This is a genomic window from Streptomyces sp. NPDC060028 (assembly GCF_042736725.1).
GTDB lineage: Bacteria > Actinomycetota > Actinomycetes > Streptomycetales > Streptomycetaceae > Streptomyces.
Genome location: NZ_JBHWVJ010000009.1, coordinates 47635 through 69861, shown reverse-complemented (window position 1 = coordinate 69861; position 22227 = coordinate 47635). Strand labels below are relative to the sequence as shown.

The following is a 22227-nucleotide window of genomic DNA, read 5'->3' as shown; positions in this document are numbered from 1 at the left end:
CGGTCACAGCACTAGCCGCCCGAGGTGAGGGTGGCGGCCAGTAGGCGGGCGCTCGCGGGGACGCCTCGGGTCTGTTCAGCGTGGCTCGCGTGAGCCTGGTCCAGGGTGGGCAAGAGGCTCGGTGCGCGGTCGGTGGGGGCGCGGTCGAGGAGCGTGGTGCCTGTCTCGGCTTCCTGGGTGGGGGCGTAGCCGGCCGTGCGGAGGGCTGACAGCGTCTCCTCCGGCGGGGCTGTGGAGATCAGGACGGTGGGGGCGATCCGGCGCAGGCGGAGTTTGGTCAGGCCGCGGGCCTGGGCCACCTCGGCGATCAGTCCGGTGTCGTCCGAGCGGATGCAGCAGGCCGAGCGGACGACCTTGAGTTGTCCGTGGGTGCGGGCGGTGTCCTTGATCGTGTAGGCCAGTGGTTGGGGGAGGGGGGTGTCGCGCTCGCTTGCCGCCGTGAGGCGGTCGAGGAGTTCGTCCGCGCTCCAGCCGGCGTCCAGGGCCCGGCGGATGGAGGTTGCCGTGATGCGCCAGACCACCGCGTGGCCCTCGGACTCGATGTCGCCGACGGCGGAGAGCAGGTCGGCGAGGGCGGGCGCGGGCGCGCCGGTGACCGTGGCGGTCAGGTCGCTCTGGAACCGGGCCTTGTCGCTGGGCTCGGGCAGCGCTGCGTACAGCTCCTCGCGGAGGGTGGTCACCGCCTTCGCCAGGGTGGGGCGGAGGGCGAGGTCTTCGCCCAGGCCCTCCGAGCCGCGGGCGGACGGGTCGGCGCCCGCGCCGGGCACTGCCGGGTAGTGGTGGGCGGCTCCCGCCTCCAGCAGCCGGCACAGGGTCCGCCCGGCGGGGGTGAGCGCGCCGTGGGCGACCACGCCGAGCAGGGCCGCCTCTGTCAGGGTGGCCGCCAGACGGTCGAGGACTCCGTCCAGGCCGGTCAGCTCCCCCGTGGCGTCTGCGGCCAGGTGAGCGCGCAGGGCGGGCTGGAACCATGCGGCCAGGGAGAGCAGTTCGGTGTATCCGCGCGCGTTCGCGGTCAGCCCGTGTCCGTCGGGGAGGACGGCGAGCGCTCGTAGGACCCCGGTGCGGAGGGTCACGGCGTCCTCGTCCTGCGGACTGATGAGCGCGACCGGGGTCTCGTCGGGGTCCGGCCAGTGGCTGAGTACTGCGGGGACCACGGCCCAGGCGGCCAGGAGCGACAGCAGTTTGCCCGCGGGCGGAGCGGCGGCCCAGGCGTCGTAGCGGTCGCTCGGCAACAGCCGGGCGGAGGGCTTGGGGGCCTTGAGGTTCCGGTGGCCGCGGGAAGCGGGGGCCGGTTCGTCGTCCCGGGGCGCGGCCAGTCCGGCGTTCACCGCGAGGTCCAGCCACAGCCGGGTGCCGGCCTCGTCGGCCCCGGCCGCCTTGGCCAGCCGCCGGGTGTCCCGTACGGCGATCCCGCCCGCCTTGCGGATCGCGACCGGCTGGGCGGCCAGCGCCCGCAGTACCAGTTCGGCCCGCCAGGCGGCCGCCGCGGCGGCCGTGCCACCCTCGCCCTCCCAGCCGGACGGCAGCGGCGCGGTGGCGGTGAACGGCTCCGGTTCCAGCCGGGGGCTGGGCGCCGCGCCCTCATCGCGGAGCGCACGGGCGACCTCGTACGGAAGTTCCACCAGGTCGAGGCCGGAGGGGATCAGTAGTCCGCGCACGGCCAGCCAGTCGGTGCCCTCGTCGCCGCTGCCGCCTTCCCGGAAGACGTACTTGGCGTCCGGGCCCGCGTACTGCGACCCGTACCGGCCGACGAAGCAGTGGGTCCGCAGCAGCGGCGGGCCGGGCACCAGGTGGTCCAGCAGCTCCAGCGCCCGGACCGGGGCGTCCGCCACCAGTACCCGCACCCGGGCGGGATCGGCGAGCAGAGCGGTGATCAGCTCTTGGGCCTGGTCGCGGGTACGGGCCGCCCCCTCGCCGAAGAGGTTTGCGGCGATCCGCTTGACCTCGGGGGCGTTGTAGGCGGTGGTCAGCAGCCGGTCGGCCGTACGCCCGTAACCGTCGAACCCGGCGGCGCGGACGTGCAGCAGTGGTGGGAGCGCCAGTCGGCCCTTGGGCGCGGGGAGCAACAGCGCGCGCTCCCGCAGTCGGGTGAGTGTGTGTTCCGCCCGCTGCCGCTTCTCCCCCGGCTCGAACCAGGACAGTACGTCCCGCTCAGGCACCAATCGGTCCGCGGGTTCCACCGGGGGAACGGGCTTCCGCTGTTGCCAGGGATATCGGGGCCCATCCTCGGCCTCGTCACCGGCTGCGGGGCCGTGCCGCTCCAGAGCAAGGGCGGCGATGGAAGCGAGCAATTGCAGTTCTCCGGCGGTGCCCGCCATCAGGCCCTGGCCCACCGACTCGTCGGTGAGCAAGTGTTCGGCGAGCTCGCGGAGGGTGGTGATCCGTCGGTACCCGGCGGCGAGCGGCAGATCCCGCTCCTCCAGCAATGCTGTCAGCCGCTCGGCATCCAGGGTGCCCAGCCATTTCACAAGGGCGGTACGCGCATTCACCCGGCCAGGCTAGCGCCGTCCGGTCACCCCGCGGGGGTGAACCTGCCGCGTCCTCTCAGACCGCCGTTCTCAGTCGGTGCCGACGCGATCTCCCGCCTCCGGACCACACCGGCGGTTTCTCTGACTACTCCCAGGCACGGACAAGGTCCTCCGGACCCCAATGCGCCGCAAGAGGGAGATCGTCCTCGACGCCACAAAGGGACACCGCAACCAGCGCCGTGTCCGGCTCGGCACCGGGCACGGCGAGCATGTCTCGTACCAGGGCCTCGTACTCACGTCGGCCGAACGGCTGCGACTCCAGCCACTTCACCGAGCCGATGAAGTGAACCTGCCCTGCCACGGGTTCGCGGTCGGCTCCGATCAGGTCGATCTCCGGGTTGTTCTGCCGGTTCCACCAGCCCCCGACCGCCTCCGTCTGCGGCCACATCTCGTCGGGCAGCAGCCGCAGCAGCGACTCGCGAACGACCGGCTCGACGGCCCGGCCCCGCCATGTCGTCCACGACCGCTCGATGCGCTCCAGCGCCAGATCACCACGACCGCGCTCGATGAGCGGGATCCCGCGTTGCAGGAAAGCCAGCCAGAACCGCAGGTACGGATCAGCGATGCGATAGCGCTTGTTCTTGCTGTCCGCCTTGACCGAGAGCGGCAGGTCAGCGGCCAGGACTCGCTTGGCCAGCAGCGTGTTCAGCAGCGGAGACAGCGTGCCCGAGGGCAGCGCGCCGGCACCACCGGCCTGTGCGGCAATGGTGGAGAAGGTCCGCTCGCCACTGCCGACCGCTTCCAGGATCGCGCGCGAGTGGGACGCCTCGGGGAACTCCCCCAGCAGCGACAGTTCACCCGCCACCAACAGCGGGGCAAGCGGGTTGGACACAGCCTCGCGCAGAAAGTCACGCCGGCCCATCCCCGGCCGCCAGGACTGAACGATCTCCGGGAACCCTCCGGTGATCAGCAGCGCGTCCACCGCTTCCGCCGCGTCAAGGCCGGTCATCGCCTGCACATCGGCCAGATGCAGCGGCTGTACGGTCATCTTGGCCGCCCGGCCGAAGAAGGGGCGCCCATAGGACTGCATCGACTCCATCACCGACATGTCACTGCCGACCAGGATCAACAGGACGGGCTTGGCGGACAAGTGCCGGTCCCAGACCGTCTGCAGCGCCCCCTCGAACTCCCCGTCCTGTTCGACCAGCCACGGCACCTCGTCGACCACCACAATGCTCGGTGCATCGTCCGGAATCGCGACTGCGAGGGAACGCAGCGCCTGGTTCCAGTCGGCGGCCCGCAGCCCGGCCACCAGCTCAGCCCCGGGAAGAGGGGAATGCGCCAGCGTCGCGGCGAAGTCCGCCCGCTCGGCCACCGCGTTGCGTCCCCGGGTCGCCTGGAAGAGTCTGACCTGGGCAAACGTCGGGGTGCGGTCCGGCCTCCGGAGCCGTGTGCGCAGGTTCGAATTCTGCCGGGGGCTCCAGCAAGACCAGCGCGGAACACTCGCTGACCTGCTGAAGTGTCAAGCAGGCGGGTCCGAACTCAGTCCCGCTGAGTCCGGGCCTTTGGCGTTGTCGCGCACTGATCGCGATAGGCCTGCGATAGAGGCCCAGGTAGCCCTGCCGGGCGTACGGCCGGCAGGGCTACCAGGCCTAAGTCCGGCCGGCCGTACCCCCGCTGGCACGGATGACGGGTGCGTGAGGCGAACGCGCCAGGGCGAATGGGCTGGCCTCCCATGAGGTGGCGTCGGCTGGTGAGGTCGCTCCACGTCGGTATCTGCCCCATCGTGCCCGACGCGTGTCCGGCGTGGCGAGGAACCAAGGGCGTCAACAGTGACAGGCGGCGCTCCACCGCCCATGGCTCCTGGTCCGGGGCCGCTCATGTGCGGTGGGTATGGAATCAGAGGCTCCCCGTGCCACAACCGCGTCAGACCGGCGGGGAGCCGCCGGGAATCGCGGCGGCATGCCAGTGCCCCAAACCGGCAGCCCCAAGGCCAATTGTTGCAGGTCGGAGGATGGACCGGGCCCCGCTCTCCCTAAGCGACGGAAGCTGTGGTTCCACATGGACATAGGACATGCACCTCACGGTCGACAGTGAGAGCATTATTTATGTGAGTTCCAGTCGAAAACCCGGCCGTCGAGAACCCGCGGGATCCTTGGCTCTTCTGTGGCAGACACAAACAACGAATAGGTGATGGAAGATGGAACGCCAGCCAAAAACGCTCTACATGACAGAGACCGATCCGCATGCGAATGTACTTGGTGTCAGGCGACAAGCACTAAAAGGACGAGCACTCCGCGCATATGTAATACAGCACTGTCTTTTCTTTCGATGAACTGCTTGTGGGCGACTCCCAACTGAACAACAACCGCTATCTGCGCTCGTTGATTTGGAACGGCGAAAATCCAGTCGACTCAGCGCCTCAAGATCTGTCTCTTCTTCTTTACTACGGGTATTTGCTTCCAGCGGTCCGGACAGGCATGAAATTGCGCGACGTTTGGAGCGATCTCGTAGCTCGAGGTGTGCCCGAGACCCCGAGCAGCGACGCTTACATACGATTTGTCGAGACGGAGCTGGACGGCCGGCAGAGGGAGTACGACGCTGATGACGTAAGTCGTCTATTTCGCAGTCAGGTGCTGAGCGCCTTTGGTCCAGATAGCCCAGTGAACGTCTCGGCTGATGTCAAAAGATTGGCGCACAGCTATGTCAGCGCCGAAGACCCGCTCCACTTCATCAAGTTTCGCCGGTGGTTGCAAGACGAAGTAAATAGGGGTGACGTCACACAGTGGCAGCAGAATCAGCTCGATAAAGCGGCTCGCGCCGCATATAGACTTGGCCTGCCAAAATCCCTGCGCGTCTCTGCCGACATTCCCGTGTCTCCGAGCCGATTTTGGACTCCGGTAGACATTCGTATGGGAGATCGACGCACGCGACATCACACCCCCACGGAGCAACCCCATATTTGGAGGCTGCCTCCCTTTGTGTTGTCGCGAAAAATCTTTGCCGACATGCCCGCTGATCTACTGCCTTGCATCAGGAGCGAGAGCTCGCGTGGCAAGGTCGTGAAACGATTGGCAGAGTTCGAGAAAACCGGCACCGTCAATGAGGATGAGCTCGTTGGCGAGCTGGAAAGATACTTCATCGACATCGATAGAATCCTCCTGACAGAGGCTCCGGGGAGCGTCAGAGATGAATACCTGGCACTGAAGAGGCGTCAGAAGGTCCACGCTAGTTTGGTGATCGCCCACAATGAGGCGGTGTCGATTGTTGGCATAATACCGGACCACCCCGCTCTAGCTTTGGTGGCGGCGTTCTATGGATTGATCATCACCGCATTCGGTTCGATCGCAACAATACGTCAGACATGGGGTGAACAAGGGCCCATCAAAGACGGCATCGCAGTCGGACTTCTCGCAGCCGAGCGAGCGGCGGCGAGAGGCGACCTGGTTCTCAGTTCACCGAATAAATAACTGCATGTTCTCCAGCCTCACAACTGTGAGACGCCAGTACCCTGCATGCGGCTACGGCCTATTTGTGGGCAAGGCGGCGGATGCTGTTGTTCGTCCCCCTGAGCTGCTGAAACGCGTGAGACACACGGGCCTCCGGAGCCATGGGTGGGGTCGGAATTCTGCTGGCGGCGGTTCGCGAGGAGGGGCCGAAGGCGCCGCCGTGGCTGAGTTTGATGGGGTGAGGCTTCGCGTTTGAATGGCCAACTGCCTTGTGGTGCGGCGCGGTTCGATGCGGTGGTGGCTTGCGGGGGTGTGGTTGCGGCGTCTCGGGTCGGTTCTGCGGGGTAGGGCGGCGGGGGGAGCGGGCCGCCCTTGAGGGCTGGGTGAGGGGGCTTGATGGGGTTTTTCGGTGCCGGGGTGTCGTCGGGGAGGGGGGTGCCGGGTCCCGAGGGGGGATGACGGGGGGATCGGTCGACGGGGTCGGCCGGGGGTGAGAGCGGGCATACCGACTAGTGCTGTGGCCGGGAAGGTTTGCCGGGTCGCGGTGTCCGGTGCGGTGCATCGCAAGGCGGAGGACCGCGTCTCGTACTGGACGTACTAGCGCGGTCCGACAAAGCGGCGAGGTGCCGTACCGGGCGGCGCGCCCCGGTGAACCTTTCCGGTCACAGCACCAGCCGGGCGTGCGGGTGGCTCCGAGCCGTTCGGGCCGCCGTGCGTGCTGGATGAGTCTTCCGGGCCGGGCGGCGGCATCGGCCTGGAGGAGCGCTCCGACAGCGCGATGCGCCGCGGCTACTGCTGGGGGCCCGACCTCGTGTGCACGTGCGGCGCGGTCAAATCCAGGGGCTGCGGCTGAGCGTCAAGGGGTCTTTTTTGTTTGGTGATTGCGTCCGGTGGTCTGTACGAGGGGTGGCGGGCGGGTCTGTGGGATTTGGGGGGTGGGGAGGGGGTCGGGGTGTGCCTAGGGTGGGGCTTGAGGCCGCTTTGTGCCGCTGACCAGGTGCTTTGCGGGGAGAGAGCGCGCAGAAGGATGGAGCGACGCGGATGCGTGAGCTGGCGGAGACGGCGCGGCAGTGGGTGGCCGAGGGGCGGGTGGCGTTCCTGGCCCGGCCCGTGACCGAGCAGGGGTTCGGGCCGCGGGATCCCGCCGGGGCCGTGCTCGTGGACGCGCGGGGCGAGTGCGTCGGGGCCCTGTACCGCGGGGTGTTCGATGCGGAGCTGGCCGCCGAGGCCGCGGCCATGGGCCCTGGGCGGAACGTGCGGGTGTGCGAGGTCTCGGTGGGTGCCGGCGAGGCCGTGGAGGCGCGGCTGACCTGCGGCGGGCAGGCGGAGATCCTGCTGCAGTCGCTCGCCTCGGTGCCCGCGCAGTGGTGGGAGCTGCTCGAACAGGGGGCCGGGGTGGCGCTGGTGACCCGGCTCGGCGAGGCGGCGGACGAGGCCGCGAGCGAGGTCGTACGGGCCGTCGACGCGCCGGGCAACGATGCCGAGCGGCGGGCCGGCGAGCTGCTGGCCACGCGCCGGCCCGGGCGGGACGCGCTGTACGGGGGGTCCGGGCTGGTGCTCGTGGAGGCGTACCCGTCCGCGCCCCACGTGGTCATCGGCGGGGGCGGCGAGCTGGCGGGGATCATCGCCCGGCAGGCCGCGCTCCTGGAGTGGGGCGTGGAGACCGTCGAGTCGGCCGCGGATGCCGAGAAGGCGCTCACCGACCACCGCGACGCGGCCTGCCTGGTGCTGCTCAGCCATGAGCCGGACTTCGACGTGCCCACTCTGAGGACGGCGCTCGCGCTCGGGATCCCGTACGTGGGGGCCCTGGGTTCGCGGCGGACCACGGCCAGGCGCCGCGAGGGGCTGCTCGCCGCCGGGGTGAGCGAGGCGAGGCTGCGGGCGGTGCACGGGCCCATCGGGCTCGATCTCGGCGCGCGGACCCCGGCGGAGACGGCGTTGGCCATCTGCGCGGAGATCCTCGGGGTGCTGGGCGGGCGGGTCGCCGGCGGGCTGCGGGACTCCGACGGGCCGCTGCGGGGGTGATGGGCGGTGGCTGCGGTGGCTGGTCGCCGCAGCCACCGCCCACCGCAGCCACCGCCACCACTGCGCCACCGCAGTAGCGCATTTTGTGGCGGAATGCGGGAAAATAAAGGTATGGAGATGACCCTGACCTACATCGCGGACAGGACCCTGACCGACATCGCGTGGTTCCTGGTCGTCGGGCTCGCCGTGGTCGGCTTCCTGCTCGGCGGCTTCTGGCTGGGCAAGCGAGTCCGGGCACAGGAACCCGCGCCCCCCGAACCCGAGAGCCAGCCCCACCTGCCCGACGGCGGTGCGGTCTACGAGGTCCGCGAGGAGCGGGAACCCGTCGAGATTCCCGAGGGCGGCCTGCGCCCGCACGAGATGCAGGGCTACGGCAACTTCGGCTCCACCACCGCCAGCCATCAGGAGGACGTGCGCGCCGAGCGCGAGTCCGGCTACGAGCACCCCAACTCGCCCCCGGAGCAGCCTCCCCCGGGTGGCGTGAAGCCCGTCTGACCCGGCCCGCCCCCTCCGACTCCTCTGGCCTGCGCCACCCCGCGGCGCGGGTCAGAGTTCCGTCCGCAGCCGCAGCACCTCGGGCGGGGGGTGGCGGGCCGAGGTGTGCCGGACCTCCGCCGTCAGCGGCGGGTCGAGCGGGCGGAACGGTACTTCGCCCACTCCGATGGCGGTAACGGTCGCACCGGAAACGCCCGCCGCGCCGGGCCGGGGCGCCGCCCGCTTGGCCACGGCCGCCGCGACCTCCGTACGCAGCGCCGCCGTCAGCGGGCTCGACACCAGCGGCGTCTCGTCCCCGACGGGCAGTACGAGCACCAGCGCCAGGGGGCGCCGCGGTGTCCCCGTGTAGCCGACCACCGCCGCGTCGCGGACGTTGGTGTGCCGGAGCTTCTGCCAGGCGCGCCGCCCGGCCGGGTAGGCCTGGTCCAGCCGCTTGACGACCAGGCCCTCGATACCGCTGGCGGGCAGGGTCTCGTACCAGGTGGCGGCCAGCTCCGGGTCGGTGGTCATCGGCACCGGCTGCAGCGGCGGCCCGAGCGGGAGCAGCAGGTCGACCAGGAGCGCCCGCCGCCGCTCGTACGGGCGCGTGCGCAGGTCGAGCCCGGCCAGCTCCAGTACGTCGAAGGCGGCGTACGAGGCGGGCAGGGTCTGCGCGAGTACGGCGGCCCGCGCGGCCGTCGCGGCGGCCGCCCGGCGCTGCACCAGGGCGAAGTCGGTGCGGCCGGCGTGCCAGACGACCACCTCGCCGTCGAGCACGGTCCCGGCGGGCAGCTGCCGGGCGGCCGCGGCGAGATCGGGGAAGGCGCTGGTGACGATACGGCCGGAGCGGGCCTGGAGCACCACGTCCTCGGCCGTGCGCAGCACGACCAGCCGGTGGCCGTCGAACTTCGGCTCGTACGCGAGACCGGGCGCGCGCGGGAGGCTGCGTACGGGGGCTGCGAGCGCGACGGTGATCACGACGGCCGCCCCTCCCCGGACGCCCTGGCCTCCCCGGACGCCCTGGCCGCCTTGCCCGCCCGCTTCGCGGGGAGCTGCCCCGCCCGGTCGGGGTCGGTCAGCGGGCCGAAGAGGTCGCCGTCCCGTTCGAGCCGCGGCGGGATGTCGTCGGCGAGGAAGACCAGGTCCTCGGGGGCCCCGCAGGCCTCGACCTCGCCCCAGGAGACGGGCGCGGAGACGGCGGGCAGGGCGCGGGCGCGCAGGGTGTAGGGGGCGGCGGTGGTCTTGGCGGCGGCGTTCTGGCTGTGGTCGACGAAGACCTTGCCGGGGCGCAGCGCCTTCGCCATGCGGTGCACGACGAGGTCGGGCAGCTCGCGCTCGGCCTCCTGGGCGAGGGCCTTCGCGTACGCCGATACGCGGTCGGACGGGGTCGGCTCCAGGGGGACGGCCAGGTGCATGCCCTTCGAGCCGGAGGTCTTGGCGTAGGCGTGCAGCCCGTCGGCGGCGAGCCGGTCACGCAGCCAGAGCGCGACCGCGCCGCACTCGACGATCGTGGCGGGCGGTCCGGGGTCGAGGTCGAGGATGAGCCGGTCGGCGACGGCCGGGGCGCCGGCCGGCCACTGGGGGGTGTGGAACTCGACGACCAGGTTCGCGGCCCACATGAGGGTGGCGAGATCGGCGACGACCACCTGTTCGGCGGAGGGGTCCTCGGAGCGGGGAACCGGGGTGGTTTTCACCCAGTCGGGGGTACCGGGCGGCGGATTCTTGGTGAAGAAGAGCTGGCCGTCCGGGCCGTCGGGATACCGCAGGAAGGACACCGGCCGGTTGTGGACGTGGGCCAGCAGCGAACCAGCGACGGTGGCGTAGTAGTGCAGCACCTCGCCCTTGGTGAAGCCGGTCCGCGGGTACAGGACCTTGTCGAGATTGCTGAGCGCGATGCGACGCCCCTCCACCATTGTGATCGGCGTCATACGATGAGATTGCCATGAAACGGGAGGAACCGTGCGATCCATATGGAACGGGGCGATCTCCTTCGGGTTGGTCAGCATCCCGATCAAGCTCGTCAACGCCACCGAGAACCACTCGATCTCCTTTCGCCAGATCCACCTGAGCGACGGCGGACGGGTCCGCTACCGCAAGGTGTGCGAGCTGGACGGCGAGGAGGTGTCGGCCGCCGAGATCGGCAAGGGGTACGAGGAGGCGGACGGGTCGATCATCCCGATCACGGATGAGGACTTGGCGCAGCTGCCGATCGCGACCGCGAAGACGATCGAGATCGTGTCGTTCGTGCCGGCCGATGACATCGACCCGTTGCAGATGGACGCGGCGTACTACCTCGCGGCGAACGGGGCCACGGCGGCGAAGCCGTACACCCTGCTGCGGGAGGCGCTGAAGCGGAGCCGGAAGGTCGCGATCGCCAAGTACGCGCTGCGCGGCCGGGAACGGCTGGGCATGCTGCGGGTCGTCGACGACGTGATCGCGATGCACGGGCTGTTGTGGCCGGACGAGATCCGGGCGCCGGAGGGAGTGGCTCCGGAAGGGACGGTGTCGGTGCGGGAGGCCGAGCTGGACCTGGCGGACGCGCTGATGGCCACCTTGGGAGAGGTGGAGATGGAGTCGCTGCACGACGACTACCGGGATGCCGTGGAGACGATGATCGCGGCGAAGGCGGGGGGCGCGTTCGAGCCGTCGGAGGCGGTGGTGGAACCGGCCGGCGGCCAGGTCATCGACCTGATGGCGGCGCTGGAGAAGAGCGTACGGGAGGCCAAGGCGTCCCGGGGGGAGGGCGGTTCACGGGCGGAGGCGGAGGCGGAGGTCACGCCGATCCGGCGCAAGCCGGCGGCCGCCCCGAAGGCGGTGGGCGGAAAGAAGTCGACGGCGGCAGCGGGCAAGAAGGCGGCCCCGGCCGCCACCAAGTCCACTGCGAGCGCCACCAAATCCACTGCGGGCGCCACCAAATCGACCGCGTCCAAGTCCACTTCGGCGAAGAAGAAGACGACCGCCGCGACGGGAGCGACGGCCAGGAAGACCACCGCCAAGGCGGCCGCGAAGAAAACCGCCGCACCCCGCAAACGCACCTCGGCCTGAGACCCGCGCCCCCACCCCCGGCGGGGTGTACGGCTACCGCTCCCCGGGACCCCGCCAGGTGCGGTGGTCGCGGGCGAGGGTGAACAGGGCTTCGACGTCCGGGGGTTTGAGGGTGGTGGCGGCCTCCGTGAGGTACGGGGTCACCGCGGGGGATTGCAGGACGCGGATGTCGCGGACGCTCGGAGCCACCTCGACGCGGGAGGCGTCGACCAGGGCCAGCACCGGGGTGACCGGCGCCGTCAGGACGCGGGTGGCGTAGCGCGCGGCGAGGCGGACCCGGCGCGGGTCCGGGCGGGGTTCGGCGCGGCCCACCGTGAGCAGGATGTCGCCGACCCGCACGCGCTGGCGCCGGACCGGGACCGTGAGGACGCAGAAGACCCCGGGCGGCCCCAGGAGCAGGTGGTCGATGCGGCCGACGCCCGGGACGCCGAGGGAGTGCAGGGTTCTCCAGCCCTGCGATTCCGGCAGGGCGTCGAGGATCTCCCCCATCCGCTGCTGGGCCGTGAGGTCCTGGCGCAGCCGGTGGCGGGCGCGGGCACCGGACGTGCCGTGTTCGAGCTCGCCGAGCAGGGCCTCCCCCGGTCGGTTCGGGGCCAGGTCCTCGTCCGGCGGCAGGGCCAGGCGGCGCAGGTCCGCGGCCGAGGGGACGGGGGGCGGGCCGATCGAGACCGTCCCGCTCAGGTAGGGGCGCAACACCGCCAGGATCTCCTCGCGGCGGTCGTCCGCCAGGACGCTGATCCGGTTGGTCTGCCGGTCGTACCAGGCCACCGCCTGCCCGTCGGGCAGATTGACGTACAGCCGGCCGCGGCCGGGCCGGCCGCTCGGCAGTACCTTCAGTCCGCGCATCGCCCTCACCCCCGCCGTCCATGGGAGCAGCCCGGGCGCCGCGCGGCAATCCCCCGGTTGTGTAACGACTCCGCCGGGACGCTGCTGCCCCGCTGTTACAAAACCAGTGCCCCACTGCAACGGCCGGTGCCTACGTTGGTGCCACCTGGACTTCCCAGGGCGTCACCAGCACCGAAGGACTCCCCGTGAGCACCGTCCGCCGCCGCACCCTCGTTCGCGCCGCCGCCGTGACCGCATGCGCCGCCGGTCTGCTGGCGCTCCCGACCGCCGCCGCGCTCGCCGAAGGGGTGCCGGCCGCCTCCACCGCCTCGCAGCGGACCCTGGTCAAGACGCTCGCCCTCGCCGACGGCGTCTCCAGGGCCGACGTCTACCGCACGGCCAAGGACGCCTACCAGGCCGACGTGCTGACCGCGGAAGGCGCCAAGGCCGCCACGGTGAACAGCCGGGACGGCTCGACCGGCTACGGCGACGCCGGTGACCTGCACCTCGCGCTGCGGTCCGACGGGGTGCTCAGCTCCTGGGTCGGCGACACCGTGCCCGTCGGCAGCGCCGGCAACCACGTCGTCACGCACAAGACCGGGACCCGCGACGGCAAAGTCACGGCCGCCTCCGCGCCCGCGCCCGCGCACGGCTCCGCCTCCGCCTCCGCCTCCACCTCCGGCTCCGTTTCGGGCTCCGCTTCCGCCGCCGTGGCCGGCGGGACCGTCGAGGCGTTGCGGCTGAACACCCTGGCCGACGGCCCGGGCAGTGGCCTGATGCTGCTCGCGGCGGGCGCCGGCGTCACCGCGATCGGCGCCGCCGGACTCGGTTTCGCGATGCTGCGCCGCGGCCGTACGGACGGCTAGAGGCGGAGAGAAGCCGGAGAGAAGCCGGAGAGAAGCGGCCCAGGCCTCACCAGGGCCGGTCCGGGTGGTGCCTTCCCGCGCCCCCGCGGGTCCGCCGCCGAGTCGGCCGGGCGGGCCTCGCGCGCAAAGACGGCGTACCTCTGCTTACTGTTGACGCGACGCAGGGTCATGCCCCGGAGAGGAGGACGTACGGGTGGCGAGTTCCCCTCCCTTCCGCTTTTCCGTCCGGTTCCCCCCGCGCGCCCGCGCCGCCCTGCCCGCGCTGCCCCTCCTGCTGCTGCTCGTGACGGGCTGCGGCGACACCGGCGGCCTGGCCAACGCCGGTCCGACCCCGACCGCGAGCGGGCCCGTACATCTGTGGCCCGGGCGCAAGGGGGCCTCCGTACCGCCCGCGGATCCGGGGGGCGCGCCGCCCGAGTACGTGCCGGGCATCGCGCCCGTGCAGGACCAGAACGTGCACGGCATCGACCCCGTCACCCTGGTCCAGGCCGAGGTGCGGGCGCGCCCGAAGGCCGATGTCGGCCCGGACGGGATGCCCCGGGAGACGGCCGACGCGATCAAGGAGTGCGGAGAGGAGGGGGCGGAGCCCCAGGACTGCCCGGTGCTGACGCCGTACTACCGGGACCTCACCGGGAACGGCAAGGACGAGCTGATCATCGGTGTGCGGCTCCCCGAGGACCAGATGTCCGTACGGGTGTACACGGCGGACGCCGACGGGCGGCTCAACCGCATCATGGCGACCACCCAGACCCTGATCAGCGTGGAGCTGGCCGGGCAGGACGTGATCCTGCACATGCCGAGCGGGCTCGGCGGGTACGAGCTGATCAACGCCTGGTCCTGGGACGAGAAGCAGCGCAGCATGCTGCCGACGCGCGAGCAGATCGTACGGATGCCCGCGGGCGGCGCGAGCGGGCCGGGCTCTTCGTGAGGATCCGGCTGCCCGCCTGGACGGCCACGCTGACCTGGAAGTCGGCGTGCTTCATCGTGGTGATGTGCTGCTCGCTGGCGGCGGTGGTGGGTGCGCTGGTGCACGTCGAGGTGACGCGGCAGACGGTCGCGACGGCGCGGGACAAGGCGCTCGGCAAGCTGCACGACGCCTCGCGCGCGTACGAGGCGGGCGAGGCGCTGCCGCCGGCGTCCGGGCTGGACCCGGCCGAGCTGCCGGCCTCGCTGCGGGCGCTGGCCCTGTCCGGGCACCGCGGCACGGTCGTGGCCGACTACGAGGGCCGGCCGGTGATGTGGGCGGCGGCGCCGGCCGACGGGCGGGCGCTGGCCACCGCGGTCGACTACGGGCAGAGCGCGCGGACGATCAGCGGCCTGGACAACGCGATCATCGGGTCCTCGGTGCTGGCGATCGGCGGGACGCTGCTGGTCGGCGCGTTCGCGGTGACCCGCGTGACGCGGCGGCTGCACCAGACGGCGACGGTCGCGCGGCGGATCACGCAGGGGGACCTGGACGCCAGGGTCGGGGACGCGCGCACGAAGGACCCCTCGCGGCACCAGGACGAGGTGGCGACGGTCGCGGCCGCGCTGGACACGATGGCGGGGAGCCTGCAGGCGAAGCTGCTGAGCGAGCAGCGGTTCACGGCGGACGTCGCGCACGAGCTGCGCACTCCGCTGACCGGTTTGCAGGCGGCTTCGGAGCTGCTGCCGGAGAGCCGGGCCACGCAGTTGGTGCAGGAGCGGGTACGGACGATGCGCGGGCTGACCGAGGACCTGCTGGAGATCTCGCGGCTGGACTCCGGCAGCGAGGTGGTGGAGACGGACCTGCACCAGCTGGGGCGGCTCGCACGGCGGGTGGTGCGGGCGTCGGGGGCGGAGGCGCAGACGGAGGTCGTCGTGCTGCGGGACGCGCACGTGGAGACGGACCGGCGGCGGCTGGAGCGGGTGTTGGGGAACCTGGTGGCCAACGCGCACAAGCACGGGCGGGGGCCGGTGGTGGTGACGGTGGACGGGCCGGTGGTGACGGTACGGGATCACGGGGACGGGTACCCGGCGTACCTGGTGGCGCACGGGCCGCAGCGCTTCCGCAGTGGCGGTAAGGGGCACGGGCTGGGGCTGACCATCGCGGTGGGCCAGGCGGAGGTCATCGGGGCGCGGCTGGAGTTCGGCGCGGCGGAGGGGGGCGGGGCGGTGGCGATCCTGACCCTCCCGGAGCCCCCGCCGGCCGTCCCGTAGCCCGGGCGCCTCGCCTCACGCTCCCCCAGCCTCCCCCCGGGGGGACCCCCCGGGGGCTGGATTTCGGCTGATGCCGCCGCCCTTCATCCCCACCGGCGTCGGTGCGTCAGGGCCGCGGGGTCGGGGGCTTCGACCAGGGCCAGCGCGGCTTCGGCTTCGTGCCCGAGGGGGTGTAGGCGTACTTCCAGCCCTTCTGGAGGCCCAGCCGCTTCGAGTAGCCCGACGGGACCCGCTCGTACAGCAGCAGTGTCGGCGGGCCGCCGTCCGGGGTCGGGACCGGGATCTCGTACCACTTCGGGGGGTGGCCGGTGGGGCCGAGGAGGATCGGCAGGACCCGGCCGTCCATCGGGCCGCCCTCGAAGGGGGTGGGTTGGCTTCTCACCCCTCCAGTGTCACAGCAGGTGCGCGGCCTCGGAGACCACCGGGATCACGCGGCGGGCGAGGACCCCGACCGGGCCGTCCGCCGATTCCAGGGCGAGCGCGGCCCGTGCGGCGGCCGCGGTTTCGGGGTCCGTGGCGGAGGTGGCCGTCAGGAGGGCGATGAACTGGTCCACCAGCCAGTCCCGGAGCGAGTCGACCTGCGGCTGCTTGCCCTCGTCGATCCAGATGAGGGAGGCCGCCTCGACCGCCGTGATCCAGGTGCGGACCATCATGCGCAGGCGCGGCCCGGGCGCCGGAACGGACAGGTGGAAGAGGATCTGTTCGGCCGCCGCGCGGCGGATGCCGTCGACCGTGGCCGTCGTACGGGAGGTCTCGACGACGCTGCCGCCCTGGAGCAGGGCGGCGAAGCCGGCGTCGTGTTCGTCGACGAAGGCGAGGTAGCGGTCCAGGGCCCGGGACAGCCGCTGGGTGAGCGGGCCTTCCTGGGGTTCCGCGAAGCACAGTTCCAGGAGGTCCGCCGCCGAGCGCAGGGCGGCCTCGTACAGCTGCTGCTTGCCGCCCGGGAAGTAGCGGTAGACGAGCGGGCGCGAGACCCCGGCGGCCTCGGCGACGTCGTCGAGCGAGACCTCCTCCGGCGCCCGGTGCGCGAACAGCGACAGGGCCGCGTCGAGGAGCTGGGCCCGCCGCTCCTCGACGCTCAACCTGCGGTACGCGCGTACGGTCATGTCCGCAGGGTAGCCCTACGCCGTCCGGGTCACGGGGTCATCGGGCCACCGGGGCACCGGGCACCGGGGCACCGGGCCCATGGGGCGTCAGCTCATCAGGCCAGGAGCCCCGAGCTCTTCCACAGCCTCCGGCCGGCCCCGCGCAGGACTCCTATGTCGTCGAGGAAGTCGGTGAGGCGCTTCGCGCCGCCCTGCATCACTTCCCGGCGGTGCCCGCTCGCCTTGACCTGGGCGAGCGCCTCGCGGCGGTCGAGGCCCACGTTGTCGTAGACGGCCGGGTTGACGAAGGCGAGGGAGAAGACGCGGGCGGCCTGGCCGCAGCTGATCCGCGTGAGCTCCTGCTCCCAGCGCGGGGCGGTGAGCATCTGGCGGCGCAGCTCCTCACGGGCGTAGCGGACGTGCCGGGCCTCCTCGATGACGTGGATGCGGGTCACGCCGCGTACGAGGGGCTGGACGCGCTCGTCCGGGAAGGTGAGGCGCTGCATCCAGTCGAGGATCTCCTCGCCGAGGAGGGTGCAGGCGAAGGAACCCGGGGTCGTGGAGATGGTCTTGAGCACCCGGGCGAGGTTGTGGTTGAGGCGGGAGACCGGGTAGGCGGGGGCGCCGGCCTTTTGGATCATGCGGGCGAACATCATCGAGTGGCGGCACTCGTCGGCGATCTCGGTGAGCGCGTAGCGGACGTGATTGCTGGTCAGGGACTTGTCGTAGATGTGCCGGACCAGCAGTTGCATGAGGATGATCTCGAACCAGATGCCGAGCGAGCCGAGCGCCGCCGCCTCGTGGCGGGAGAGGTCGATGCGCTGCTCCTCGCCCATCTTCTTCCAGAGCGGGGTGTCGTAGAGGGAGAGCAGCTCGGGCGGCCAGTAGTACTTGCCCTCGATCGGCGGGGTGTCCCAGTCGAGTTCCTTGTCGGGGTCGAAGGAGTGCTTGGCCGAGGATTCGAGGAGTCGCTCGGCGATCTGCTCGCGGTCCTTGAGGAGGCCGAGCGCGTCCTGCAGGACCCGGCGATCCGTGGGGTCGGTCGTGGTCGTCATGGCGGGGGCACCTCGCCCATTCGTTGGATGGATACAGCCGGGGTTACCAGCGGTCACTCCTTATGAGACTGCCTGTCAGCAAGGTCGTCAATCCCCCGCGCACGACTTGTTGACCGCGCGTCTACCAACGTGTGACGCTGCCAACTGTCCAGTCTTGTACGGAAGTACGTGACCGAGGGGGGCGTCAGTGTCGACGCACGAGCTCTACACCAACGACCCGGGCGAGGGCGTCTGGCCCGTCCCCGCGACCGGATCGGCCCGGTTCAGCTGGGAGTACGACGGGGGCCGCGAGCGGCTGCTCGCGCTCTACCAGAAGGGCAAGGACAAACAGTGGGACGGTGCCAAGCGCATCGACTGGGACCTGGAAGTGGACCCGTACAACCCGCTCGGCACCCCGGACGAGGCCCTGACCCTCTACGGCACCCGGCACTGGGCCAAACTCACCGAGAAGGACAAGGGTGAGCTGCGCCGGCACTACACCGCCTGGAACTTCAGCCAGTTCCTGCACGGCGAGCAGGGCGCGATGGTGTGCGCGGCGCGGATCGTCGAGTCGGTGCCGGACCTGGACGCGAAGTTCTACTCCGCGACGCAGACCATGGACGAGGCCCGGCACGCCGAGATCTTCGGGCGCTTCCTGCACGAGAAGGTCGGGATGCTCTATCCGATCAACGACAGCCTCCAGGGGCTGCTCGGCGACACCCTGCGCGACTCGCGCTGGGACATGCCGTACCTCGGCATGCAGGTGCTCATCGAGGGCCTGGCCCTGGCCGCGTTCGGGATGATCCGCGACACGACCGACAAGCCGCTGCCGAAGCAGATCCTCGCGTACGTGATGCAGGACGAGGCCCGCCACGTGGCCTTCGGGCGGATGGCGTTGCGGGACTACTACAAGCAGCTGACGGACGCCGAACTGCGTGAGCGCGAGGAGTTCGTGATCGAAGGCTGCCACCTGATGCGGGACCGGCTGCGCGGGGTGGAGGTGCTGGAGAACTTCGGCATCCCGAAGCGGGAGGCGGAGCAGTTCAGCGAGGAGTCGGAGTTCCTGCACCTGTTCCGCAAGCTGCTGTTCAGCCGGATCGTGCCGTGCGTGAAGGACATCGGGCTGTGGGGCGAGCGACTGCAGAAGGCCTACCTGGAGATGGGTGTCTTCGACATGGGCGACTCCAACCTGGACCTGCTCATGAGCCAGGACGAGGAGATCGCCGAGGCCCTGGACCGCGAGCGCTTCAGGGCCGAGGAGGAGGAACGGGTGGCGGAGGTGCGGGCCGCCATCGCGGAGGGAGGCGAGGCGTAGACCCGCAGACCCGCCGGCCCCGCGCGGGCGGGGCCGACGCACCGCACCCGGCTACACCGAAAGCGCCGCGGGCTCCGGCTCCGGCTCCGGCTCCGGCTCCGGCGGGAAGGACGCCCGCAGGGTGAAGGCGTACGGGGTCGGGCCGTGCTCGCGCAGGTGCAGCAGGCGCCGCTCGGCCTGCGCGACCGTCGGGCGCTCGCCCGCCGGGACCCACCACAGAACCGTCGCCGCCTCCGCGAGCTGCTCGAACCACTCCCGCCGGCGGGCCATCAGTTCGCGGTGCCGCCCCTGGTACATGAAGGCGGTCAGGGTCTCGGTGTCCCGCCACACCGACATGTTGACCAGGATCCACTCGTCGCCGAAGAACAGCACGTCGGTCGCGTCGCCGCCCTCGCCCTGGAGCCGCCACAGGAAGCCGTCCGCCGCGTCGGCCCCCGCGTTGACCGGCTCCAGCCCGTCCACGAAGTCCTTCAACTCCGCCGAGTCGAGCCGGTATTTGAGTCGGGACACGTTCACCTGGGCCAGTTCGTGGGTCATGCCGCCAGCGATATCACCCGGGCCGCCCGCCCCGCCGGGCGTTTCACGGAGCGGACGGCCCCCCGGCCCCGGACAGCGCGGCCTCCATCACCGCCCGCGCGATCGGCGCGGCCGCGCTGTTGCCGCTGATGTCCCCGCGGTCGGCCGCCGCGTCCTCGACCACCACCGCCACCGCGACGGCCGGCAGCGGGGCGCCCTCGGCCTTGGCCCAGGAGATGAACCACGCGTACGGGGTGCCCGCGTTGCCGACCCCGTGCTGGGCGGTGCCGGTCTTGCCGCCGACCACCGCGCCCGGGATGGCGGCGTTGCGGCCCGTGCCGTTCTCCACCACCCGGACCATCAGGTCCTGGAGCCGCATCGCGGTGGCCGGGTTCATGGCCCGGCCAAGGGTGCGCTGGTCGGAGCGGCGGACCTGGTCGCCGTCGTCCTGCGTCGTACGGTCCACGAGCCGGGGGGACTTGAGTTCACCGCCGTTGGCCACGGCGGCCGCCACCAGCGCCATCTGCAGCGGGGTGGCCGTGGTGTTGAACTGCCCGATCGAGGACAGGGCCAGCTGGTCGGGGCTCATGTCGGTGTCGAAGTTCGACCGCGACACCCAGGACGGCACCCGCAACGCCTCGTCGTTGAAGCCGAAGCGCCGCGCCGCCTCGACCATCCCGCGCAGGCCCACCTGTACGCCGATCTTCGCCATCACCGTGTTGCAGGACCACTGCACCGCGTCCGCCATCGAGGCGTCCTGGCAGCCGGTGCCCGCGTTCGGCAGCCGGGTGCTGGTCCCGGGCAGCGGGTAGGGGTCGGGGGTCTGCGTCGGCGCGTCCACGTCGGTGACCACGCCCGCGTCGAGCGCGGCCGCCGCCGTCACGATCTTGAAGGTGGAGCCGGGCGGGTAGGTCTCGCGCAGCGCCCGGTTGAGCATCGGCTTGGCCGGGTCCGCGTTCAGCCGCTTCCAGGCCGCCTCGACCCCGGGGCCCGTCCCGGAGAGCAGCGCCGGGTCGTACGAGGGGCTGCTGACGAGCGCGAGGATCCTGCCGGTCGCCGGCTCGACGGCCGCCACGGCGCCCCGCTTGCCCCCGAGCCCGGTGTACGCGGCGGCCTGCACGGCGCCCCGGACAGTGGTGACGGCGTTCCCGCCGCCGGGGCGGCCGCGCGACAGCTCGTACCAGAGCGGGAAGGCGGAGAGCCCGGGATCGGTGCCGGAGAGGATCCCGTCCTCGGCGCGCTCCAGGAAGCTGGTCCCGTAGGTCTGCGAGGAGTAGCCGGTGACCGGGGCGTAGAGCGGGCCGTTCTTGTACGTCCGCTCGAAGCGCAGCAGTTGGCGGCTGTCGCGGGAGCCGGTGACGGGCCGGCCGTCGACCAGGATGTCTCCGCGGGGTTCGGCGTAGCGCTCGATGGCGGGGCGCTTGTTGGCCGGGTTCGCTCCGTAGGCGGCGGCCTCCCAGACCTGCACGCGGGCGACGTTGACCAGCAGGGCGACGAGCAGCAGGGCGCAGAAGTACGCGCACCAGCGGATGTAGCGGATCACCCCGCACCGCCTTGCGCCGCGGGCTCCCGGGCCGGCTCCTGGGCGGGTCGGGGTCGGCGGGCGCTGTCGCTGAGCCGGATCAGCAGGGCGACGATGATCCAGTTGGTGACGACGGAGGAGCCGCCCTGGGCCAGGAAGGGCATGGCCATGCCGGTGAGCGGGATGAGCCCGGTGACGCCGCCCGCGATGACGAACACCTGGAGCGCGACGATCGAGGCGAGCCCGGTCGCCAGGAGCCGCCCGAAGGGGTCGCGCAGCGCGAGGCCGGCGTGGAAGCCGCGGGAGACGAGGAGCCCGTAGAGGAGCAGGATCGCGGTGAGGCCGGCGAGGCCGAGCTCCTCGCCGGCGGTGGCGAGGATGAAGTCCGACTTGGCGGCGAAGCCGATCAGGAAGGACTGGCCGTGGCCGAGTCCGGCGCCGAGCAGCCCGCCGGCCCCGAAGGCGAAGAGGGACTGGGCGAGCTGGCCGGGGCCCACGCCCCGTTCGATGGAGGCAAAAGGATTCAGCCAGTCGTTCACACGGCTGTGCACGTGCGGCTCGAAGGTCCCGACGGCGTACGCGCCCACGGCGGCCAGCAGCAGTCCGATCGCGATCCAGCCGATCCGCCCGGTGGCGGTGAACAGCATGATCACGAACAGTCCGAAGAACAGCAGCGAGGTCCCGAGGTCGCGCTCCAGCACGAGCACGCCGACGCTGAGCAGCCAGATCGCGAGGATCGGACCGAGGACGCGGCCGGGCAGGAGCTTGAGCTTCCAGAACAGCCGGCGGCCGGTGAGCGCGAGCGCGGTGCGGTTCGCCGCGAGGTAGGCGGCGAAGAAGACGGCGAGCAGGATCTTGGCGAACTCCCCCGGCTGAAAGGAGAGTCCGGCGAACCGGATCCAGATGTGGGCGCCGTTGACCGCCGGGAAGAAGACGGGTACGAGCATCAGCGCGAGGGCGGCGGCCACCGAGAGGTAGGCGTAGCGCTGCAGTACGCGGTGGTCGCGCAGGGCGGCGACGACGAGGACGAAGAGCGCGAGCCCGAGGGCGGACCAGCGCAGTTGCCCGCCTGCGGTCAGGTGGCCGGGGGTGGTCGCGTCGAGGCGCTGGATGAGGACGAGGCCGAGGCCGTTGAGCAGGACCGCGATCGGGAGCAGGAGCGGATCGGCGTACGGGGCGCGCAGCCGCACGGCGAGGTGCGCGGCCAGGGCCGCGGCGGCGAGGCCGCCGGCGTAGTGGGCGGCGGCGCTCGGGACGCGGCCGGTGGTGGCGAGGCCGACGTAGAGGTGGCCGAGGACGGCGATCAGGACGGCGCCGGCGAGGAGCGACAGCTCGACGCCGCGACGCCTGGGGGCGCGGGCGTCGGGGGGCGGCGGCGGGGCGGGGTCCGCGACCTTTGCCGTCAGAGCGGTCATACGGGGAAAC

At 71.6% G+C, this 22227-nt stretch carries 19 protein-coding genes; 8 read left to right on the top strand and 11 right to left on the bottom strand.

Annotated elements, in window-relative coordinates; all coding sequences use genetic code 11:
• Window positions 1-11: 11 nt before the first annotated feature.
• Window positions 12-2489 carry a helicase-associated domain-containing protein gene (locus ACFWBF_RS07415; protein ID WP_385596628.1) on the bottom strand — a complete coding sequence of 826 codons (2478 nt, stop codon included), beginning with the start codon at window positions 2487-2489 and terminating at the stop codon, window positions 12-14.
• Window positions 2490-2613: 124 nt separating this feature from the next.
• Entirely contained in the window at window positions 2614-3843 is a 1230-nt protein-coding gene (locus ACFWBF_RS07410; protein WP_385596625.1) for an ATP-binding protein, read from the bottom strand.
• A gap of 967 nt (window positions 3844-4810) precedes the next feature.
• Here ACFWBF_RS07410 and ACFWBF_RS07405 point away from each other — a divergent pair.
• From ACFWBF_RS07405 to ACFWBF_RS07395, 3 genes are all read left to right on the top strand, one after another.
• A complete protein-coding gene (locus ACFWBF_RS07405) occupies window positions 4811-5938 on the top strand; it encodes a hypothetical protein (protein WP_385596622.1) in 1128 nt (375 codons plus the stop codon).
• 1020 nt (window positions 5939-6958) lie between these two features.
• Window positions 6959-7942: an XdhC family protein gene (locus tag ACFWBF_RS07400; RefSeq protein ID WP_385596618.1), complete on the top strand. Its 984-nt coding sequence runs from the start codon at window positions 6959-6961 to the stop codon at window positions 7940-7942.
• Between the two features lie 111 nt (window positions 7943-8053).
• Window positions 8054-8437, top strand: coding sequence for a DUF6479 family protein (locus ACFWBF_RS07395; protein WP_385596615.1), 384 nt, complete (start codon window positions 8054-8056; stop codon window positions 8435-8437).
• Between the two features lie 51 nt (window positions 8438-8488).
• Here the strand turns inward: ACFWBF_RS07395 and ACFWBF_RS07390 are convergent, their stop codons facing one another.
• The gene (locus ACFWBF_RS07390) at window positions 8489-9391 is read right to left on the bottom strand and encodes an ATP-dependent DNA ligase (RefSeq protein WP_385596780.1); all 903 of its coding nucleotides are present in this window, start codon (window positions 9389-9391) and stop codon (window positions 8489-8491) included.
• A complete protein-coding gene (gene ligD / locus ACFWBF_RS07385; RefSeq protein WP_385596612.1) occupies window positions 9391-10344 on the bottom strand; it encodes a non-homologous end-joining DNA ligase in 954 nt (317 codons plus the stop codon). Before ligD ends, ACFWBF_RS07390 begins: the two co-directional genes overlap by 1 nt.
• Window positions 10345-10375: 31 nt before the next feature.
• Between ligD and ACFWBF_RS07380 the strand changes: the two genes are divergently transcribed.
• The gene (locus ACFWBF_RS07380; RefSeq protein ID WP_385596609.1) at window positions 10376-11461 is read left to right on the top strand and encodes a Ku protein; all 1086 of its coding nucleotides are present in this window, start codon (window positions 10376-10378) and stop codon (window positions 11459-11461) included.
• A gap of 33 nt (window positions 11462-11494) precedes the next feature.
• Here the strand turns inward: ACFWBF_RS07380 and ACFWBF_RS07375 are convergent, their stop codons facing one another.
• Window positions 11495-12307: a nuclease-related domain-containing protein gene (locus ACFWBF_RS07375; protein ID WP_385596606.1), complete on the bottom strand. Its 813-nt coding sequence runs from the start codon at window positions 12305-12307 to the stop codon at window positions 11495-11497.
• A 185-nt stretch (window positions 12308-12492) separates the two neighbouring features.
• On the opposite strand from ACFWBF_RS07375, the gene ACFWBF_RS07370 reads away from it, so the two are divergent.
• The 3 genes from ACFWBF_RS07370 (at window position 12493) to ACFWBF_RS07360 (ending at window position 15330) form a co-directional block, all read left to right on the top strand.
• Window positions 12493-13152: a hypothetical protein gene (locus ACFWBF_RS07370; protein WP_385596603.1), complete on the top strand. Its 660-nt coding sequence runs from the start codon at window positions 12493-12495 to the stop codon at window positions 13150-13152.
• A 193-nt stretch (window positions 13153-13345) separates the two neighbouring features.
• Window positions 13346-14080 (top strand): hypothetical protein, encoded by a 735-nt coding sequence (locus tag ACFWBF_RS07365; RefSeq protein WP_385596600.1) that lies wholly within the window; start codon window positions 13346-13348, stop codon window positions 14078-14080.
• Window positions 14077-15330, top strand: coding sequence for an ATP-binding protein (locus ACFWBF_RS07360; RefSeq protein ID WP_385596597.1), 1254 nt, complete (start codon window positions 14077-14079; stop codon window positions 15328-15330). Before ACFWBF_RS07365 ends, ACFWBF_RS07360 begins: the two co-directional genes overlap by 4 nt.
• 106 nt (window positions 15331-15436) lie before the next feature.
• Here ACFWBF_RS07360 and ACFWBF_RS07355 read toward each other — a convergent pair whose 3' ends face one another.
• From ACFWBF_RS07355 to ACFWBF_RS07345, 3 genes are all read right to left on the bottom strand, one after another.
• On the bottom strand, window positions 15437-15712 hold the full coding sequence (locus ACFWBF_RS07355; RefSeq protein WP_385596594.1) for a hypothetical protein: 276 nt from the start codon (window positions 15710-15712) through the stop codon (window positions 15437-15439).
• A 10-nt stretch (window positions 15713-15722) separates the two neighbouring features.
• A complete protein-coding gene (locus tag ACFWBF_RS07350; protein ID WP_385596592.1) occupies window positions 15723-16436 on the bottom strand; it encodes a TetR/AcrR family transcriptional regulator in 714 nt (237 codons plus the stop codon).
• A 95-nt stretch (window positions 16437-16531) separates the two neighbouring features.
• Window positions 16532-17470: a diiron oxygenase gene (locus ACFWBF_RS07345; RefSeq protein ID WP_385596589.1), complete on the bottom strand. Its 939-nt coding sequence runs from the start codon at window positions 17468-17470 to the stop codon at window positions 16532-16534.
• A gap of 187 nt (window positions 17471-17657) precedes the next feature.
• Here ACFWBF_RS07345 and ACFWBF_RS07340 point away from each other — a divergent pair, with 187 nt between their 5' ends.
• Window positions 17658-18764, top strand: a complete 1107-nt coding sequence (locus ACFWBF_RS07340; RefSeq protein WP_385596586.1) for a ferritin-like domain-containing protein — start codon at window positions 17658-17660, stop codon at window positions 18762-18764.
• A gap of 51 nt (window positions 18765-18815) precedes the next feature.
• On the opposite strand, the gene ACFWBF_RS07335 is transcribed toward ACFWBF_RS07340, so the two are convergent.
• From ACFWBF_RS07335 to ACFWBF_RS07325, 3 genes are read right to left on the bottom strand one after another with little or no spacing between them, the layout of a single operon-like run.
• Window positions 18816-19301, bottom strand: coding sequence for a DUF3291 domain-containing protein (locus tag ACFWBF_RS07335; protein WP_385596583.1), 486 nt, complete (start codon window positions 19299-19301; stop codon window positions 18816-18818).
• A 43-nt stretch (window positions 19302-19344) separates the two neighbouring features.
• Complete coding sequence (locus ACFWBF_RS07330) at window positions 19345-20823, bottom strand: penicillin-binding transpeptidase domain-containing protein (protein WP_385596580.1); 1479 nt, start codon at window positions 20821-20823, stop codon at window positions 19345-19347.
• Window positions 20820-22217 carry an FtsW/RodA/SpoVE family cell cycle protein gene (locus ACFWBF_RS07325; protein WP_385596577.1) on the bottom strand — a complete coding sequence of 466 codons (1398 nt, stop codon included), beginning with the start codon at window positions 22215-22217 and terminating at the stop codon, window positions 20820-20822. The genes ACFWBF_RS07330 and ACFWBF_RS07325 overlap by 4 nt, the downstream gene beginning before the upstream one ends.
• Window positions 22218-22227: the final 10 nt, after the last annotated feature.

Bases quoted from the DNA above. Each gene is read 5' to 3' on its own strand.
- ACFWBF_RS07400 (WP_385596618.1), top strand. From the start codon at position 6,959: ATGCGTGAGCTGGCGGAGACGGCGCGGCAGTGGGTGGCCGAGGGGCGG.
- ACFWBF_RS07345 (WP_385596589.1), bottom strand. From the start codon at position 17,470: ATGACGACCACGACCGACCCCACGGATCGCCGGGTCCTGCAGGACGCG.
- ACFWBF_RS07325 (WP_385596577.1), bottom strand. From the start codon at position 22,217: ATGACCGCTCTGACGGCAAAGGTCGCGGACCCCGCCCCGCCGCCGCCC.
- ACFWBF_RS07350 (WP_385596592.1), bottom strand. From the start codon at position 16,436: ATGACCGTACGCGCGTACCGCAGGTTGAGCGTCGAGGAGCGGCGGGCC.
- ligD (WP_385596612.1), bottom strand. From the start codon at position 10,344: ATGACGCCGATCACAATGGTGGAGGGGCGTCGCATCGCGCTCAGCAAT.
- ACFWBF_RS07395 (WP_385596615.1), top strand. From the start codon at position 8,054: ATGGAGATGACCCTGACCTACATCGCGGACAGGACCCTGACCGACATC.
- ACFWBF_RS07335 (WP_385596583.1), bottom strand. From the start codon at position 19,301: ATGACCCACGAACTGGCCCAGGTGAACGTGTCCCGACTCAAATACCGG.
- ACFWBF_RS07375 (WP_385596606.1), bottom strand. From the start codon at position 12,307: ATGCGCGGACTGAAGGTACTGCCGAGCGGCCGGCCCGGCCGCGGCCGG.